Below are 18676 nucleotides of genomic sequence, written 5' to 3' on the forward strand. Positions count from 1 at the left end.
GGTGAGGTAGATGGCTTATGACATACTATTACAAGTTGGGAAATATTCCACATAAACGCCACACACAATTTCATCAACCCAACGGTTCGCTATACCACGAAGAATTAATAGGGATACGAGGTTTTACAGGGATCCAATCCCTACTCTACCATTTACATCCACCCACTCAAGTACAGAAAATTTTTCTAACAGCAACGGTAGACATTTCGTATGAAGAACTTGGTCCATTGTGCCATCGTCACCTACGCACAGCAACCGCCGTTTCAGGTGGAGATGCCGTACAAGGACGTATCCCACTCGTAGTAAACTCAGATGTTTGCATTTCCGTTGCTCAACCAAGCTCACCTATGTCGTACTGGTATCGGCTTGCGCAAGGTGACGAAGTGATTTTTATCCATCAAGGGAGTGGTGTATTAGAGAGTCAGTATGGCATCTTGCGCTATCGTCAAGGTGATTACTTGGTCATACCGGCAGGAGTTCTGTGGCGTATATTACCTGATACAAATATAGAGCAGCGAATGCTGGTGATCGAGGCAACCGGGCACATTGAACCGCCAGCGCGCTATCTCAATCGTTACGGGCAATTTCTCGAACATGCACCCTACAGTGAGCGCGACATTCGGCCACCGGATGAACTAGTTACCCACGATGAAACCGGAGAATTTGAGGTGCGAGTTAAGGCTAGAGACAGAATTACTAGCTATCTGTATCACTATCATCCGCTAGATGTCGTTGGGTGGGATGGGCATCTCTATCCATTTGCATTTAACATTGAGGACTTTGAACCGATCACAGGTCGAATTCACCAACCTCCTCCAGCACATCAAACCTTTGAAGCACCAGGCTTTGTCGTTTGTTCCTTCGTGCCACGTCTGTTCGATTATCACCCCTTAGCAATTCCAGCACCCTACAACCATTCCAACATTGATTCGGATGAGGTGATCTACTATGCGGCTGGAAATTTTATGTCCCGTAGAGGAATTGAGCAGGCTTCAATAACCATTCATCCTTGTGGTATTCCTCACGGTCCCCATCCAGGAATGTATGAAGGATCTATTGGGAAAGAACGGACTGATGAACTAGCTGTGATGATTGATACTTTTCATCCTCTACGGCTGACAAAGCAAGCTTTGCAGTTCGAGGATAAAGACTATGCGTACAGTTGGATTGCTTAACAATAAGGTATATTATATGACTCAGGTTCTTTCTACAGATCTCATTGGTTTGAACATTTAGACCCAAATTCATCCACCAGTCCTACAGAATTTAATCAGTAATTCTGACGACTGAGGCATGTATTCTTCTTTTGTGTCTTACAACCTAAAATTTTTTCATTCTTAAGACAGATTCAAACTTAATACTTGAGATAGACTTTTATCTTAACTGTCTTAACTGTCGCTTGCTTTTTTAAAAAAACTTTAGCAAGATAAAAACGTGCGTGCTAACTACATCATTTAAGAATGTTTATAGGCGTTAAAGAAACATCTAATCGTCTCCAATAAAGAGTTTAGACAATACTGCTCGGGGTTTTGGAAAATCGTAGGTTGGGTAGAGCGCATAAGCGTTACCCAACAAATCCTTATAAATGTTGGGTTTCGTTCCTCAACCCAACCTACATTAAATTTAAATTTTCGGCTTAACCGAGCAGTATTGGGGGGAGAAGGCGTTTTCGCCCGCAGTCACCGCAGCCAAACCACCTTGTGACCATCTCAGTAGCACGACCTTATTGCCAGCAGGCGTCAGTTCGCGGGCTGCTTTGGCGATATCAAGCGCGTTCCGTGTTGTTTAAGGATTACTCATCTACATCCGGATTGCCAGAGTATTCCAACAGTTTACTAACCACGCTCTCGGTAGCCGCTAGATCTGCCTCTGGAAGCTGTAAATCAGGCGGGAGTTGTGTTCTATCCGTAAGCAACCTTGTGAGTTCTGGTGGAAACATCAGGAAATCGAAGTACGCCTGCACATGTTGGTATGCAGCCTGTTGCAAGAATTGCTTGAATCCATTGATATCGTCATCTGACACAGACAAATTTTCTGTTGCCAATCTTGATTTGAGAGACTCTGCCAACTGAACATCTAGCTCTACTTGCTTAGAACTTGTTTGTTGAGTTTGTTCTCTAGGCTGAAACGTACCTGTGAATGCAGGCGTTAGCCGCTCAAGGTGGGTATATCTTCTTGCGAATGACAAGAACTTACCTATCTTCACAAACTTCTCAATCAGGGGGTTAGTGGGTATGTGAGGCTCGTAAAGGCTGGGAATTTGATCGAGCAGTTTCCCGTTCCAGGCATGGGGAACAATATCAAGACTATTCCAAATGCGGATTGTGTTGTTGCCAAGTCGCAGCCTATAGCGTTCTGCAAAATCGAAATTGCCAGGTGTAGGGCTAGCAAATGTAACAACCTTTAATGTAGCTCGATTATTTGGATCCCATGTTGATTTTGTCTCATGCAAAGCAAGTGCCAGGACAGGAGACAAGGCACCACCTAGACTAGTACCCGTTAGTAGAATCTCTATGTTTTGCTTCGCTTGTTTTAATAAATCTGTGAAAAAATCAATGATAGTTTGCCCTGAGCCAGGATGTGGTCTTAAGAGATTGTCGAGGCCAATCTTAGTTCCCATGGAAATTTTGGGATGAAGCAGCGGATCGTTCTCGGCATAGTCAGCCCAATTCGCTAGTGATCCAACGTACAAATCTTCAATCAACCAGTTCTGAAAAGAGTTCGGATTCGTACCAGCAACACCAACTACGTAATTATTGTCTTTCTGTGCCACATAAATTACATTAGTTGCATATTTATTGAACGGAGGCTGAGCCAGATAAACAAACGGACCCCATACCCGTGTCCAATTCCCAATAAAACCTGAAAAATTCGGGTGCGCCAGGAAAAAATCTATACGGCGACCAAGGACGTCTTCCAACTCCTGAGCCGGATTTGGCACTATTACACCATCAACAGGCGGCCGTACTTGTTCATTGGCAATTCCATTAACTACCCATCCAAGAGCCTGCGCTCTCTGTTTGTCATTCTGAGAAAAAATCCTCTCAGTTTCTATCACTTGTCCAGTCATTTGATTTTACCTTCTAATTAGAATTTTCAACTTTGCAAAAAATGTGACATTTATGTGGTAGCTAGGTCTCTTCTTGGGATCCATATCGGTGTCTTGGGAAAAACCTTCGTGCCACCTCCCAAGCTAACCACCCATGTTGACGCTCTCGAATTGGGCAGGCTAAGCGCAAGGCGGACGCTACCTGAGATCTTGCACCTTCGAGTGGGAGGGCTGGTCGGCAACGCCCACACCACGAAAAAATAAGCTTTTTGGGCTTCGAATTTCGCAGCAAAGATGGTGGTGCAAGATCTAAGTCAACCCCTAACACCCTTGAAACCAATAGGGCCTTCACCTTTGTAAGTTATAGTTCCATTGAGGGTTTTTCCGTCGTCATCAGACTTGACATCGATAGCGACGACGTTCTGGTCAGAGCGACCACCGAGTACCCATGTACCCCCGTCATGCCAAGGAGCGGAATCCCCTCCCCATTGGTTGTCCACTGTGTAACTGTTACTACCGGAGCGCTGCCCCCGAAAACCAATCGGCCCCTCACCGTTGTAAGTTATGGTTCCATTGAGGGTTTGTCCGTCATCGTTAGACTTAACATTGATCGCAACGACGTTCTGGTCAGAGCGACTACCGATCTCCCACGCACCACCCTCATTCCACGGGGCAGAAGAGCCACCCCACTGATTTTTCACTTGATATTGTGCCATATTTGTCCTTTTACCTTATTTTTGTGTAAAACCGTAAGTACTATAAACCAAGTTGCTAGTTACATCATTGATAATTGCTTAACACTCACCCTTGCCTCGTAACTCAGGGTTATCCTTGGCCATCTAAAACTTTGCCACTTTTTTTCGAGATGATATTGAAAAATTGGTATGCCATGTTAAGTTTTTCCTTATTATTGCCAACGGATTCAGGCTAGGCAGATTAAGTGCATAAGCTTGGGCATCTAAACTCTTTATTGGAGACGATTAGATGTTTCTTTAACGCCTATAAACATTCTTAAATGATGTAATTAGCACGCACGTTTTTATCTTGCTAAAGTTTTTTTAAAAAAGCAAGCGACAGTTAAGACAGTTAAGACAGTTAAGATAAAAGTCTATCTCAAGTATTAAGTTTGAATCTGTCTTAAGAATGAAAAAATTTTAGGTTGTAAGACACAAAAGAAGAATACATGCCTCAGTCGTCAGAATTACTGATTAAATTCTGTAGGACTGGTGGATGAATTTGGGTCTAAAGCCCCCGATTTTAATTTAGGATGCCCGTTCAACGCTCGAGGCAAGTAGCAAAACAAGCAGTGGATGTAATAGATACTCAGTAAGCAATCATTACCATCTAATGTCAGTAGACCGAAAACTTTTGCGATGTTCTCGATTTTTCCCACGATTAGCATTTATTTCTATTAAATCTTTAACATTATCCCAGAGAAGACGAGGGGTTAATTTTTCGTTCTTTAAATAACGGTTGATTTTATCATGACTGATCTGCTCTAAATGCTCCGCCAAATTTGTGATATTATAGTTTATTTGGCTACTTAGTAAGTACTGACAGTAGTTAAGTTTACGCTCATCTCATTACCGTGAGCAAGATTTATCTAATACATTCTCTACTTATTTTCTCATGAATATTTCAATAGTGCCTCAAAACATGCGATTTAAGAGTGCCAATACAAAGCTTTCGCGTGGGTGGGTTAAATAATACTTATGTACTATAAAATGGCGATCGCGCTGGGACATCCTATTGGAGCCTCCGGAGCAAGGCTCGTTGTGACTTTGCTCAATGCTTTAAAAGAACGGAACAAAACTGTAGGTATCGCTACAGTATGCCACGGGATGGGTGGTGGGACTGCAATTGCAGTTGAGATGCAATGTACAGCCAATTGCATTTGCAAATAGCAACCACTTGGTAATTGACGAGCGATCGCCTGTGTGAAGAGACACTCGAATCAGAGCTTTTTGCATTCGCTGCAGGTGAGTCCGCTCACTTTTGTTAAAGTCGTGTTGGGTGTTCAAGTGTTTATAACTTGTAATAAACTCTTCAACATTAAATAAGATGAAGTTGCACCTGGATCTTGATGTCCTACACTCCGTTCTCCCAGGTAGCTAGACCGCCCTTTTTTGGCTAGCATGGGTATGGTGTCCTTCATACCCTGTTCAGCAGCAGTTACAGCCTGTCGTATTGCTTCAAGCATACCATCACCCATAGCTTCCTCAAAAGCTATTACACTAGGAGATAGCACATCTACCATCGTCTTATCTCCTAGTTGAGCCTTACCACGTTGAATTAACCCATCTAACCCAGCTTGAAGCATCCCAAGCATATCCTTTTCAGTGAGTTCTTGTTTACCAGTTATCGCCGTACTTGCTCGCAAAAAAAAAGTACCGTAAAGAGGACCACTTGCACCTCCAATTGTGGAGATCAACGTCATACTCACCGTTTTTAAAATACTGCTAATGTCCTTGTCTGCTACAGCCGGTAATTGAGCCATTACTTTTTTGAAACCACGCTCCATATTTATACCGTGATCTGCATCACCGATCGCAGCATCCAATTCAGTCAAGTAGTCCTTGTTTTGCTCTATTTCTAATGCAAATGTCTGCAACCACTGCAAAATTTGCTCTTTTGTTATATTATTAAGCATTTAAAAACTCCCCGATTTGACCAGATGATATTATTTTGTAATATATCGAAAGGTTTATCTAATCAGTTAGATTAACTTCCTTTAAGTTCTTATAGAATAAGTAATATCACTGTTGTTAATAGTAAGTAATAATTGCTATATTGGTACGTATTCTTACTTGAAGAAGAATACATCCGTCAGCACAAGAAGGAGGGGGATTCTGAACGCCAGGTGCTACAACGCGGCGAACCTGAACGCCAGATTTCTACACCGGTAAACCTGGCTGCGTAACGCACTGGCTCCGGCTGAATTCTATCTCCTGACTTTTGACTTACCCACCCGTGCCTCGCAAGCGAGAAACTGCGTTAAGTACAGCGTCGCTGCCAGGAGAAGGGGTTAACTCCTTGTTATATTTTTGTTAATTTTTTTACTTTTTTTTATAAAAACATATCAAATAAGAATGTGAAAATTCTTTGTGTAGAAGAGGATATTAATTTAGGTCACTTTGTGAAGGAGAAATTAGTCAAGCATAGTTATGTAATCCCTGAGTTAAAGGAGCTTTGGGATCAGTGTTGTAAGTCTTATAAAGAACGTTTGTTTGTAATTCAAGAAGCTGTGGCTGCTCTAGATCAGGGAAAGCTCAGCCCAAAACAACAGCATGAAGCAGAAGCACAAGCGCATACGCTAATTGGTTCATTGGGTAGTTTTGGATTAGATAAAGCTTCTGAGATTTGTCGTCAAATTCAACAAATTCTTCAACAAAAGCGAGCGTCCGAAAAAATTCAGGTTGAAGAATTAAAGCTATTGGTAACAGAGTTGGAGCATTACTTCGAGCTAGATGAGTCGATTACATCCTCTGTTATTTCTCCTCGTTTATTGATTATAGATAACGAAACTGTTCTAGCCGAAAACGTAGTACAAGAAGCAATTAGCTGGGGATTTACAGCACAAATTTCCACAAATTTAGAGAAAATAGAACAAATTTTAGCTAATTCTACTGTTGATATTATTTTATTGGATGTAAATTTCCAAAACGACATCACGGTTGGGTTAAATTTTCTCGCAAAGCTACGGAGTGAAAAGCCAGAGATTCTAGTTGTAATAGTCACACAAGAAGATTCTTTTAGTACTAGGTTAGAAGTTGCTAGATTAGGGGTTCCATGCTTTCTACAAAAACCCATTGCTAGTACTCAGATCTTGACGATACTGAAAGAAAAATCAACACAGAGACATCCGTCTCTGTATCGATTATTAGTAGTAGACGATGATCCTGAACTATTAAAACTTGTGTATAAATTATTATCACCATATGGATATGAAGTTATTTTATTAGCTCAGCCTCAGCAGTTTTGGGAAACTCTAGAACAGACAAATCCTGATTTATTAATTTTAGATGTGCAACTTTTCCCTACAGAGACATCAAAAAACATCAGAAATATTCCTTTAAATGGGTTTGATTTATGTCTGATCATACGCAGCGATTTGCGTTGGAATCGCTTACCAATTCTGTTTTTATCAGCTCATACCAATTCAGAAACTATACAGCGCAGTTTCGCTGTTGGAGCCAATGATTTTTTAAGTAAGCCAATTGTGGTAGAAGAATTACAAACTCGTGTGGATATAAGGCTACAACAGCGACAAACTTGGAAAGTTGCAGAAATTGACGCCCTCACAGGAGTTAGTTTGCGAAGTAAAGCTTTACAAGATCTGACAAGATTACTTCAACAAGCGCAGCGGCGACAGCTACCCTTTAGTTTAGCAGTTCTAGATCTAGATTTTTTTAAGCCGATTAATGATAAGTATGGACACCAAACAGGAGATCGCGTTCTTAGTTATCTCGGTCAACTTCTCAACCAATCTTTTCGCACTGAGGATGTCATTGGACGTTGGGGTGGTGAAGAATTTGTCATTGGGATGTATAACACAACTGGACAGGTTAGTAGAGAACGGTTGACACAAGTCTTAGAAAAATTTCGGCAGCACTTATTTACTATAGGAGGAGAAGATTCATTTCAAGTAACATTTAGTGCAGGAATTGCTCAGTCGCCCCAGAATGGTAAAGATTTGCAAACGCTTTTTCTAGCAGCAGATGTCACACTTTACAAAGCTAAAACACAGGGGCGAAACCAGGTTTTATTGACAGCCAGTGATTATCCTGATTAGGATTGAGAAACAGGAATATATAAAAAGGAGTCAGGAGTCAGAATACAGGAGTCAGAATACACCACCCATAAAGGAATGGTGTTTTAACGTTAATTTTCAACCCCTATCTCGTCCACAAGGGACGAGGTTTTAACCAGTATTTATCATTCTGACTTCTGACTCCTGACTCCTGAATTCTTCATAAAAATTTTAACCTCTAATTAGAAAAAAATGGCTATTAACAAAACCCAAGAAGAATTAATAGCTGAAGTAGAGGCTTTACGGAAAGAAGTGAAAGCCCTTAAACAATTAGGGTGTTCACATTTTTCTGTAGCTGTCGATGAAGTGACAGCATCTCTAAATTCTGCTAAGGAACAAGAATACACCATTCTTGTGCTAGAAGATTCAGAAGAAGACCGTGCCGTTTATCGCCGATTCTTAACACAGAATAACCACAGTATATACAAAATTATCGAATTCGATAAAGGCGAAGATGCTTTAGTTTTCTGTCAACAGACAAGACCAGATATTTTATTAATTGACTTTTTTCTCCCGGATATGAACGGGTTAGAATTTTTCGAGCAGCTTTACCAACAAGCAGATCTTCCTAAAATTCCAGCTATCATGATCACAGGTCAAGGAAAGACTGAGATAGTTATTGATGTATTCAAGAAGGGTGCCCACGATTTTATAGACAAAAATAAAATTACTCCTGACAGTTTGAATCAAGCGATCGCAAAAGTTCTTTTTCAACAGCAATCGATTAAACAACAGGTACGGCAACAGCAGCAACAGCAATTAGTTATGAGGACGGCACTTTCTATCCGTAGATTTCTCAAACTAGACGATATTCTTCAAACTGCTGTTACCGAAATTAGACAAATCCTGCAAAGTGATCGCGTAATTATCTACCAATTTCAGTCTGACTGGAGCGGGATTGTAAGTACAGAATCTGTTGTAGACCCAGCGTTGTCAATTCTTGGACGAACAATTCAAGATGATTGCTTTAAGACAACTTTGGTGGAACAATATCGGCAGGGGCGTATTAGAACAATTGATGATATCTATACAGCTACAGATTTGCAACAATGTCACTGCGAGCTTCTGGCAAGTTTGCAGATTAGAGCTAATCTAGTTATTCCAATTATTCAAAATGATGATTTATGGGGATTACTTATTGCTCACCAATGTTATGCTCAGCGCCATTGGACAAAGGCTGAATGTGAATTGATGAACCAATTAGCCATCCAAATGGGAATAGCTCTTCAACAAGCTATTTTATTTGAAAAACTACAAATTCAATTGTTACAACACCAAAAATTAGTCTCGATTGTAGAAAATAGCTGTGATTTCATCGCTACAGCTAATGTCAATGGTCAAATATTATATATAAACCAAGCAGGAAGACACTTGTTGGGGCTGGAGAATACGCAAGTACAGTACACAGCTATCTGGGAATATCAAACTTTAGAATTTCAGCAAACCTTACAACAAGATATTATTCCCACTGCTATTTCTACAGGTCGATGGGAAGGTGAGTTTGATATACAACATGTTCAAACAAGGGAATTCATTGCAGTTTGGTGCAATGTTTTTACACTGAAAGATTCAAAAACAGGTCAGCCAGATACTATTGTCACTGTTCTACGGGATATTCGGCAACGCAAGCAAGCTAAAGAGGCTCTACGAAAATTGAATAATGAACTAGAATTACGAATTTTAGAACGAACAGGACAATTAACTCAGGTTAATAATCAACTGCAACAAGAACTGCTTCAGCGGGAGAAGTTGGAACGAGAACTTAGAGAACGAGAGAAATTATTAGATAACTTTTTTCATGCAGCAAGTCAAGTCAATATAGGATTAGGGATAGCAGACAAAAACTTTTGCTTTTTAAAAGTTAATCAAGCATTAGCAGATATAAACGGTCATTCCATCAAAGAACATAATGGTCAATCAGTAGCAGAAATAATTCCAGAACTTGCCCCAACAATCTTACCTTTATTCCAAAGTGTTATTGATACTCACGAACCTATTTCCAACATGGAAATAAGCGTGATGGTTCCCACCAGACCTCGAGCCATAAGTCACTGGTTAATTTCCTACTTCCCAATTCTGGGAGAATCGGCTGATTCAATAAATCTGGGTTTTATTGTTTTAGAAATTAGCGAGCGCAAACAAATAGAAGCCGAATTAAGAGAATCAGATCGCAGGTGGCGATCGCTTCTGGATAATATTGATTTAATAGTAATTGGTTTAGATGATAAAGGTTATGTGGAGTATGCTAACCCTTTCTTCTTGCGTCTCACTGGATACACCGAAGCAGAAGTTCTAGGTAAAAACTGGTTTAAGGATTTTATCCCCAGGAGTGAAGAACTTTTAATAAAAGCTGATTTCCAACACTTATCAGAACAGAATATAAATCCTCACTATCAAAATCTTATCGTCACCAAATCTGGTGAAAAGCGGATGATTAAATGGAATAACACCATATTACAAGATATCGATGGTCATCCTATCGGTACTCTTAGCATTGGCGAAGATATCACCGAGCATTACAAACTTGAACGCATGAAAGCTGAATTTGTAGCTATTGTAAGTCATGAGTTACGAACTCCCCTGACTTCTATGCAAGCATCCCTGAGTTTACTCCATGGGAAAATTATTGATCCAACCTCCCCGGAAGGCGAAGCAACTATTGAAATCGCAGCTGATGGTGTTGACCGTTTGGTACGTCTGGTCAATGATATTCTTAGTTTGGAGCGCTTGGAGTCTGGCAAAATTGCTTTAGAGAAACGTTTTTGTAGTACGGCTGATTTAATCAATACTGCTATTACTCAAATCCAAGGAATGGCTACGCAAGCTGGTATTCACATTAATACTACAGATGCAGATAATAAAGAATTTAAGATTTACGCTGACCCAGACCGCCTATTACAAGTGTTGATCAATCTCCTAAGTAATGCTATTAAATTTTCTCCTCCAGGCTCAACTATCTGGTTAAATTTAGATTTTCACACTGAGTCCTCTAGTAGAGAGATTATTTGCCCATTCAACTTATATACTTGTGACATCACTTGCCCTGACGAGTCATTTTTAATCTTTTCAATTAAAGACCAAGGACGAGGTATTCCTCAGAATTGTTTGTCAAGTATTTTCGAGCCGTTTGCGCAAGTTGATGCTTCTGACTCGCGCCATTTAGGTGGAACTGGTTTAGGACTGGCTATAAGTCGTAGTATTGTTCACCAACATGGAGGGACTATTTGGGCTGATAGTATCTTAGGAATTGGCAGTACTTTTTACTTTACGCTTCCGGTGGGGAATATTTGCAATGACTACTAAGCGAATTTTAATCATTGATGATGAACAAGGTATCCGCAAAGTTATTGAAATTTCACTTCGTACTATTGCGGGATGGGAAGTTTTGCTAGCAGAATCGGGATCTGAAGGTTTAGCTATTGCCCAGATAGAATTTCCGGATGCTATTCTCCTAGATGTAATGATGCCAGGGATGGATGGAATTACAACTTTGCAACAAATACAAGCCCATCCTGCTACTTCCATGATTCCCGTGATTTTACTGACCGCTAAAATTCAAACCAGTGAACAGCGCCAATTTTCTTCTCTCGCGATCGCAGGTGTCATTGCTAAACCCTTCAAAGCCCCTGATTTGGTAAAACAGATGCGTTCTTTGCTGCATTGGAATTGAACTGATTAAACACTTACGCCTCCCCGCAAGGCGATGGGGACAAGCTTTAGACTATATTATGGGGAATGTTCTACGAGCATGTTTGAGAGGAAAGCAGTCAGAAGTTACACTGACTGCTGTAAAGTCAATGAATGTAAACAAAAACTCATTGACTCAGACGATCCTGATTTCCACAAACATACCGCTACGTGCAAACGCCTCCTCTTCAGGGGTAAAGTGGGGAGCTTGATCCACAAGTTCAGGGTTAAAATAGTATGTCTCCTGTAGGAAGTTACCACTTTCAAGAGCCGACTCTAAGTCCTTGATGTAATCTTGTGCGACTATACATGCCTCTTTGATGCCTTCGTGATCACCTTTTTCCAAAAGCTTTTGTAATGTTGTTCTCACCCCAGCAAGCCGTGAAGCTGGTTTGATTACACCATAAAGGCGGGAGATAGAGTCAGTTAAAATGCTGTCATATTTCAGTGCACGAGCTTGTGCTAATTCGGAGTCAAGGCTAGGCCAGTACCGAGTGGTGTATAATGCTTTCTCATCCCTATGATACCATTCTTCCGAGCGTGCAATAGATGAGGAGACGGTATTGTGCAGCTTCCATAAGAACAAGCGCAGGGAGGGACCATCTACAACATAAGATAGCTTCGCCTCCAATGATACCTCAAAGTTTGTTAAATGTATATCACGCCCAAGTAACAGGTACTCTACAGGATACATTTCCACTTCTTTATTCTGTACAACGTACATGTTAAGATGATGGCGGCAGTAAGGACAGGGGTACATACTGGCAAACAGCTCAAAGAACTCCTTAAAAACTGCCACCAATGCTGTTTGTTGATCAGGTGTTTTGGTAGACACAATCTCAGCAGTAGTGTGGAAAAAGCGCCACACCGCAGGTCCAAGGTAGTATGGGAAGCTTAGGCGCATCTGTGAATTCTCCACATCACTGCGACCTATATATGCATCAATGAACGCGACGTATTGTGAAAGTGCGCCTGAGTCGCGCCCAAATTCTTCACGTTCGCGCCGTTTCTGCACCCCATTAAGGTAGTGGTGTGTGAGCTGCCACGCTTGCTTGAGCATGAGTTTTTGTTTGGGAGTACAGTTTGCAAAGCCTTCTGCAACATCCGCTCCATAACGGCTAAATTCCCCACTAGCTTTGACTGACTCGTACCACTGGTTCAAAGCTGCTTCATCAGGTATTGTATTACTTTGGATATCTGCTTCTGTAGTGACACTAAATGCAGCTAGCAGCTTTGGCATGAAATCCTCATACCAGTAAGACACTGGCATCATCGCACCATCTACCTCTTCTGATACGTTAGAGAGGACAACACGGTTCCACTTCTTCAAGTATTCTAGTGGGTTTGACTTTGATTTTGCTGGTGGTGGAGCTAGTTCTTCAGTGATTTCCATCTTTCTGAGTCTATTAAGTTCATTGATGGCAAGCACACCTTCAGCAATATCACGTATGGTAAACTTTTTCTTTTTCAAAGTGATTGCAAACTCAACTCCCGCCGCGAATTTCTGCTTGACACTAGCAGACTTACCGCGCAGATCCAACATTGCTGTTTGTTCTGCCAACATCTCTGGTGTCTTTTGCACTGTTTTCCAGTTCTTGATGCGTTCCTCTAGTCGTGCATATTCTTCTGTAATTGATTGAACTACCGCATCGAGTACCGGGTTACAAGCTTCAGACGCGATACCCAATCGTTTGTACAATTCAATTGCCTTCTTGACATACTGCACGAAATCAGTTATTCGGTATGGTAGATTTCTTACACGCAGATGAGTTTCGTGGTGAGCAGAAAAACTCTCGCGGAAGCAACGGTATGCTGCGCCTTGAAGCAGGCGAAACATGCCAATTTGCATCTGCAAGCGGGAAGTACCGCGCTTTTCCTTATGAGTTGGGTGTTTAGCAAGTAGTTGCGATAGCTGTGCTACTTCTGACTCCAAGTTAGTCGATTCTTGCTGTAAAGTGGTCTCGTTGGTAGCAGCTACAGCACTATTTAAATTGTCTCCTGTTTCCAATAAACTGATTTGTAAAATTGGTGAGTCTTTATAGCCTATATTTGTTTCTGACTCCTCTGGTATTAGCTTACAGAATTCCTCAAAGTTAATAGAACCATCCCCATCGTGGTCGATCTCGTTGACCATCTCGTCGAGTTCTTCGTCAGTCAGCCCAAACTGATTCATCACAGATCGCATTTCGTCTGCGGTAATCTCACCACTGTTATTCTCGTCAAACACACTAAATGCAAGCTGAAACCGGCTAACGCGATCGCCTTGCTTGGACACCATTAGCGCTTTGAACTCCTCGAAATCGATAGTTCCCGACAAGTCAACATCTACTTCTTTAATTAAGTCGCGCAGTTCGATCTCATCAGGACTTTGTCCTAGGGAACGCATGACTAGACCTAATTCTTCTGCTGAAATCCCACCGTTAGCATCTTTATCAAACACGTTGAATGCTGTCCACAACTTTTCGACTTCCTCGTTAGTGATTGTTGTGTTTTTAAGTTCTGTATTTGTCATAAATCTATAACATTTTGGGAAATTCCTTCCTAATTATAGGACTTACGCACGCTCTCAAATGAATCATCTTGTGCATCAACGATCAAATCCCCCAGCGCAAACTCGGTGTCTTTACAGGCGCATCCCACAATTGAATCATTTCATCATCTAACTTCAATAGGGTGATTGAGCAACCTTGCATATCTAAAGAAGTGATGTAAGAACCAATCAAATTTCGGACAATTTGTATTCCCTGCTGCTCACAGATTTCTGCTAGTTTCCGGTAGACAATATAAAGTTCACTTAGGGGAGTTCCGCCCATGCCGTTTACAAATGCTAGCAAGCGATCGCCCTTTTCAAAAGCCCGATTTACCAATTCTACATCCACCCATTCCCCGTTGTTATTATCCCACTCTCGTACTGTACGACTGTAGGATGAATCGTCAATTATCGATAGCGTTAGCATTTGTATAAGTTCATCTGCCGATTTTATGCTAATACGCTCTCTTCCAGGTTCGCCATGAATTCCAATGCCTATTTCTATTTCGCGATCGCCCAATTGAAACGTTGGTGTTCCTTTAGCGGGTACAGTGCAGGAAGTTAGCGCAATCCCCATGCTCCGTCCATTCTGATTTACCCGTCGGCACAAATCCGCTACTTGTTGTAAAGTATACCCTTTCTCTGCTGCTGCACCGCAAATTTTTTCTGCAAGAACCGTTGTACCTACACCTCGACGTCCTTGAGTATACAGACTATCTTTTACAGCAACATCATCATCTATCAAAATATTTAGCACCGGGATACCCTCACTATGAGCTAACTCCGTTGCCATTTCAAAGTTCATGATATCGCCACTATAATTCTTAACAATATAAAGGATACCAGCCCCACCATCTACCCTTTTCGCTGCTTCCAACATTTGGTCAGGAGTTGGTGAGGTAAAAACCTCTCCCGGACAAGCTGCATCAAGCATCCCCATCCCCACAAAACCAGCATGCATCGGTTCGTGACCACTACCACCCCCAGAAATAATTGCTACTTTACCTTGTACGGGTGCGTCAGATCGATAAACAAAGGCTGGCTCATAGTTAACTTTAATTAAATCACTATGAGCCACTGCCATACCTTCTAAACTTTCGCGGATAAAGTCAACAGGGGTATTAATCAGCTTTTTCATAACCGATATCACTCACTAGTAGGCTGTGTTTGACTGGTGCCATGCAGTTTGATAAAGCTATCAAAAGCATACCAACCCAATACATACCAGGGAATGGTCTCGAATTGCAAACCCTTAGTAAATAGCTGACGCACTGACAGTGTAGCTAGTCCCAAAGAAAGGGAAAAGAAACTTTACAAGTTAATGATGGACAGACTTTTATGACATGTGGGTTTGCACATAAGTTGAAAATTTAGGCACGAGTTTACAGCACTTTCAGCCATTCGATTTGCGCATAAGTGTCGGTTCGCGCATAAAGTGAAATTTTGAGAACGAAGTTATAAGTGTTTCAGGCGACGAGATTCGCGCATAAAGTGAAATCTAGTGTGGGGTAAGGGTTTTAGCGTAGAAGTCAATTCGCGCATAAAGTGAAATTTACTCACAATATAACCCTCTTTTATCACTATGGGTAGAGAAAAATCAAGCCTAAATGATGAAACTTAGACTTGATAAGGAGATTAGCGATCGCGAACATTGCAAAACCCCAAAACTGGACTTTTTAGGTAAAATCCTTACCCATAAAGGGTTTCAGATTATTCCCTGCCGAAAGTGATAAAAGAGGGATAAGCTGGCACGCATCTAAATTTGATAATTTAGCGCCTGAACCTGTTTTAATAGATCTAAGTTTTCGACACAGAGAATCAGGGTTGGATGTTTTTGAGCGTGCCATTGGGGTCACGGTTACATCCAGGTGGAGCGCGGGCGAGGGGTGAGGCACGCTTCGCTAAGAGCCGTCGGACAGCCTTTCCCTGGACTGGTACTTCTTGGGGGAGCAGCTAGGCTTATCGCCAGGAAAAGTTGCCGCGTCTGAATCCTCCCCCCTCTTGGCTTGGGGACCCCAAAGATGGCTTCAGTGCAAGGTAACCCAACATTTATAGACGTAGTTTTCCCTGTTCTCTGCTCCCTACAGCCTACAGCCTACACCCTGTTCACAAAGATAAATCCCCAAACCTTTCCCGATAACGAGCAAGCATAGCCTCCACTTCTGCAAGCTGCTGCTCGGCTTGTTGCCGTTGTTGCTGTTCCTGCTGTGCTACTTCTTCGGGTGTAGGTACAAGTTGTCCATCAGGAGTAAAAAAGCGCAGTTTCGATTGATGAATCCCCAAATATAACTCTAATTGCTGACTCCACAGCCAGCCTGCTTCATTTGGTTGCAGTTGTTGATAACGACCATCTAATAAATGAAATCCTTTAAATTCTAAACTATCTGGGTCAAACCAAAAATAGTCAGGAGTTCGCCAAATATCTTGATATATTTCTTTCTTCAAACCTTTATCAGTAGCAGACGTTTTATTAGAGAGAATTTCGACAATCACATTTGGGTATTTCCCATCTTCTTGCCAAACTACCCAGCTTTTACGTGTTTTGCGTTCGGTATTTAAAACTACAAAAAAGTCTGGTCCCCGAAACTGCTCAGATTTCCGTTGACGAGGACTATAATATACTGTCATGTTGCCGCAAGCATAGAAGTCTTGACGCTGTTTCCAACACCATTCTAAACACTGAATTAACAGTAGTATTTGTCTTAAGTGTAGTTCCGTTTCCAAAGGCGGTTCATCACTGTACAAGTCACCAGGAGGAAATATAACATCTTCTGGCGCATCTTCTGAAATTAGTGCCATATCTTGAGCAGAAGACATAAATAATTTCTCATCTGGAACTATTTGAACAAGATAACTCTTATCGAGATGACGAATTAGAGTACTAATATACTATACAGAAGTAGCAAATAAAGCAATTGAAAACCTACAAAACTCCGGAGAATTTCTTGAAGCTCGCTAAATTTAAGTAAAGGCTTAATGAACTACAAGCTTTTGGTACTCCTGATCTGTGATGATGTCTAGATTCGTTTCCAGGCGATCTAAAAAAACGATACCGTCAAGATGGTCATGCTCGTGTTGAAAGATACGCGCTACAAAATCGGTAAATTCTTGCTTTTGAAGCCTACCATTTTGGTCAGTGTATTCTACTTCAACCGCTTGATACCTAGGAACTAAGCCCCTAATCCCTGGAATACTAAGACATCCTTCCCAATCTTTAACAATTTCTGTTGAATTTGCAACGATTGTGGGGTTAATCATCGCAGTTGGTTCCATTTCCGGTGCATTGGGATATCTAGGATTTGGACGGGACGCTACAATGAATAGACGCTTAGATTCTGCGACTTGCGGTGCTGCGATCCCCACTCCGTTAGCCTTGGCTACTGTTGCCATTAAATTTTCAATGAGTTTTTGAATACGATCATCATGTATATTTTCTATCACCGAGGCTTTTTGGCGCAGTACCGAATTGCCTAATTGAATGATTGGGAGTAATTCGGGCATAAGAGAAATTTTTATTTTTTTACACTATGCAACACTTATTTGATCGTAACGCAAAAGTGTGAGGGCGATCGCGAAGCGCTGCGGTGCACCTCTTTGGGGAAGCAAGCTACACGTAGCGTCGCACAGGGAACTAGCGACGATCGCACTCGTTTTTCGCTTTACCGAACGGAAGTGAAGAACAAAGGAATCTCAAAAGGTAATTGTAAAGTATTTGTCAACAAATCTTAAAGTTTTTGTAAAAAAGTTCAGAACCTGTTGCACGCTTTATTGGTTCAAGTGCTAAGGTCAATCATGTAACGAGCAAATGAAACTACTTACATCTACTTAACATAAGTTTGTTTCTTTATCGAAAAGCTCAGTGTGCATACAAACAGGTCAGTAACTCGTATTCGTCTACACTGTTGTTATCTACACTACACAGGCGGCAATAAAGTAAACAATAAACTATGTACCGTAAAGTTTTATGACCTCTGTAGAAATTAAATATTGATCCCCGTTGCACAAGGCTTTGATTTTCTTTTTCCGAACTCTCTAACGGAGACTATTTGCGTTCCCAATCACAAATGGAGCTTTTTGCAATTAGTCTTAAATAGACATCTACATCTCCGAAAATGAATATACAATTCTTATTTAGCCTGCGCTGATAATTAATTTCTGGAGATGTCTAAAAAAAGGAGTTGAGCAGTAGTTAAGTTGTGCAAAAAAGAGTAAAGCGGCACAATTTGAACTCAGAGGTTACTTGTAATGTTTAGAACAGATTTTCTCAGATTAATCCTCGCCGCTCGCATCCAGCAGCCACTGCTAAAGGGTACTCTTTTTATTGCGTATGACTTTGTTGTTCAAAGAGTCCCGGCTGTAAGAATTCCTGGTGGTTTAACCCCACCTTAAATTGACTTGTCTCTGAACCTCAATAGTACAAATCCTCATATCAACTCAATTTTGCATTGTGTCGTTGATACATTGTGTTCGCGTCAACCAATGAATAGGTTTTGGTTAGCCAACATGCAAGAACAACCTATTATTTTTAGTGTTTGCGAATATTCATGTATTAAATTGTGAAATTGTGTGATATCACTCTAATCTCTGCAATTAGAAAATT

Annotated in this window: 12 protein-coding genes and 2 pseudogenes; 5 read left to right on the top strand and 9 right to left on the bottom strand. The window is 41.2% G+C overall.

Annotated features, from left to right (window positions below):
* Positions 1-17 precede the first annotated feature (17 nt).
* Positions 18-1175 carry a homogentisate 1,2-dioxygenase gene (locus G4P69_RS04615; RefSeq protein ID WP_208340532.1) on the top strand — a complete coding sequence of 386 codons (1158 nt, stop codon included), beginning with the start codon at positions 18-20 and terminating at the stop codon, positions 1173-1175.
* Between the two features lie 617 nt (positions 1176-1792).
* On the opposite strand, the gene G4P69_RS04620 is transcribed toward G4P69_RS04615, so the two are convergent.
* The 3 genes and pseudogenes from G4P69_RS04620 to G4P69_RS40880 all read right to left on the bottom strand — a co-directional run.
* On the bottom strand, positions 1793-3070 hold the full coding sequence (locus G4P69_RS04620; protein ID WP_208340533.1) for a lipase family protein: 1278 nt from the start codon (positions 3068-3070) through the stop codon (positions 1793-1795).
* A gap of 293 nt (positions 3071-3363) precedes the next feature.
* Positions 3364-3765 (bottom strand): lectin OAA family protein, encoded by a 402-nt coding sequence (locus G4P69_RS04625; RefSeq protein ID WP_208340534.1) that lies wholly within the window; start codon positions 3763-3765, stop codon positions 3364-3366.
* 678 nt (positions 3766-4443) lie between these two features.
* Positions 4444-4584, bottom strand: a pseudogene (locus tag G4P69_RS40880) (IS701 family transposase); the annotation flags it as partial.
* Positions 4585-4761: 177 nt separating this feature from the next.
* Between G4P69_RS40880 and G4P69_RS04630 the strand changes: the two are divergent.
* Positions 4762-4953, top strand: coding sequence for a hypothetical protein (locus G4P69_RS04630; protein WP_208340535.1), 192 nt, complete (start codon positions 4762-4764; stop codon positions 4951-4953).
* 113 nt (positions 4954-5066) lie between these two features.
* On the opposite strand, the gene dhaL is transcribed toward G4P69_RS04630, so the two are convergent.
* On the bottom strand, positions 5067-5699 hold the full coding sequence (gene dhaL / locus G4P69_RS04635) for a dihydroxyacetone kinase subunit DhaL (RefSeq protein WP_208340536.1): 633 nt from the start codon (positions 5697-5699) through the stop codon (positions 5067-5069).
* 441 nt (positions 5700-6140) lie between these two features.
* On the opposite strand from dhaL, the gene G4P69_RS40200 reads away from it, so the two are divergent.
* The 3 genes from G4P69_RS40200 (at position 6141) to G4P69_RS04650 (ending at position 11529) form a co-directional block, all read left to right on the top strand.
* A complete protein-coding gene (locus G4P69_RS40200) occupies positions 6141-7841 on the top strand; it encodes a diguanylate cyclase (protein WP_208340537.1) in 1701 nt (566 codons plus the stop codon).
* Positions 7842-8051: 210 nt separating this feature from the next.
* Positions 8052-11162: a PAS domain S-box protein gene (locus tag G4P69_RS04645; RefSeq protein ID WP_208340538.1), complete on the top strand. Its 3111-nt coding sequence runs from the start codon at positions 8052-8054 to the stop codon at positions 11160-11162.
* Positions 11152-11529 carry a response regulator gene (locus tag G4P69_RS04650; protein ID WP_208340539.1) on the top strand — a complete coding sequence of 126 codons (378 nt, stop codon included), beginning with the start codon at positions 11152-11154 and terminating at the stop codon, positions 11527-11529. Before G4P69_RS04645 ends, G4P69_RS04650 begins: the two co-directional genes overlap by 11 nt.
* 153 nt (positions 11530-11682) lie before the next feature.
* On the opposite strand, the gene G4P69_RS04655 is transcribed toward G4P69_RS04650, so the two are convergent.
* The 5 genes and pseudogenes from G4P69_RS04655 to def all read right to left on the bottom strand — a co-directional run bounded on the left by G4P69_RS04655 (position 11683) and on the right by def (position 17577).
* On the bottom strand, positions 11683-14058 hold the full coding sequence (locus G4P69_RS04655; RefSeq protein ID WP_208340540.1) for an EF-hand domain-containing protein: 2376 nt from the start codon (positions 14056-14058) through the stop codon (positions 11683-11685).
* An 82-nt stretch (positions 14059-14140) separates the two neighbouring features.
* Complete coding sequence (gene dhaK / locus G4P69_RS04660) at positions 14141-15214, bottom strand: dihydroxyacetone kinase subunit DhaK (RefSeq protein WP_208340541.1); 1074 nt, start codon at positions 15212-15214, stop codon at positions 14141-14143.
* Positions 15215-15222: 8 nt separating this feature from the next.
* Positions 15223-15375, bottom strand: a pseudogene (locus tag G4P69_RS40885) (HMA2 domain-containing protein); the annotation flags it as partial.
* A gap of 807 nt (positions 15376-16182) precedes the next feature.
* Positions 16183-16893, bottom strand: coding sequence for a Uma2 family endonuclease (locus G4P69_RS04665; protein ID WP_208340542.1), 711 nt, complete (start codon positions 16891-16893; stop codon positions 16183-16185).
* Between the two features lie 156 nt (positions 16894-17049).
* The gene (gene def, locus G4P69_RS04670; protein WP_208340543.1) at positions 17050-17577 is read right to left on the bottom strand and encodes a peptide deformylase; all 528 of its coding nucleotides are present in this window, start codon (positions 17575-17577) and stop codon (positions 17050-17052) included.
* Positions 17578-18676: the final 1099 nt, after the last annotated feature.

The organism is Aetokthonos hydrillicola CCALA 1050 (genome assembly GCF_017591665.1).
Lineage (GTDB): Bacteria > Cyanobacteriota > Cyanobacteriia > Cyanobacteriales > Nostocaceae > Aetokthonos > Aetokthonos hydrillicola.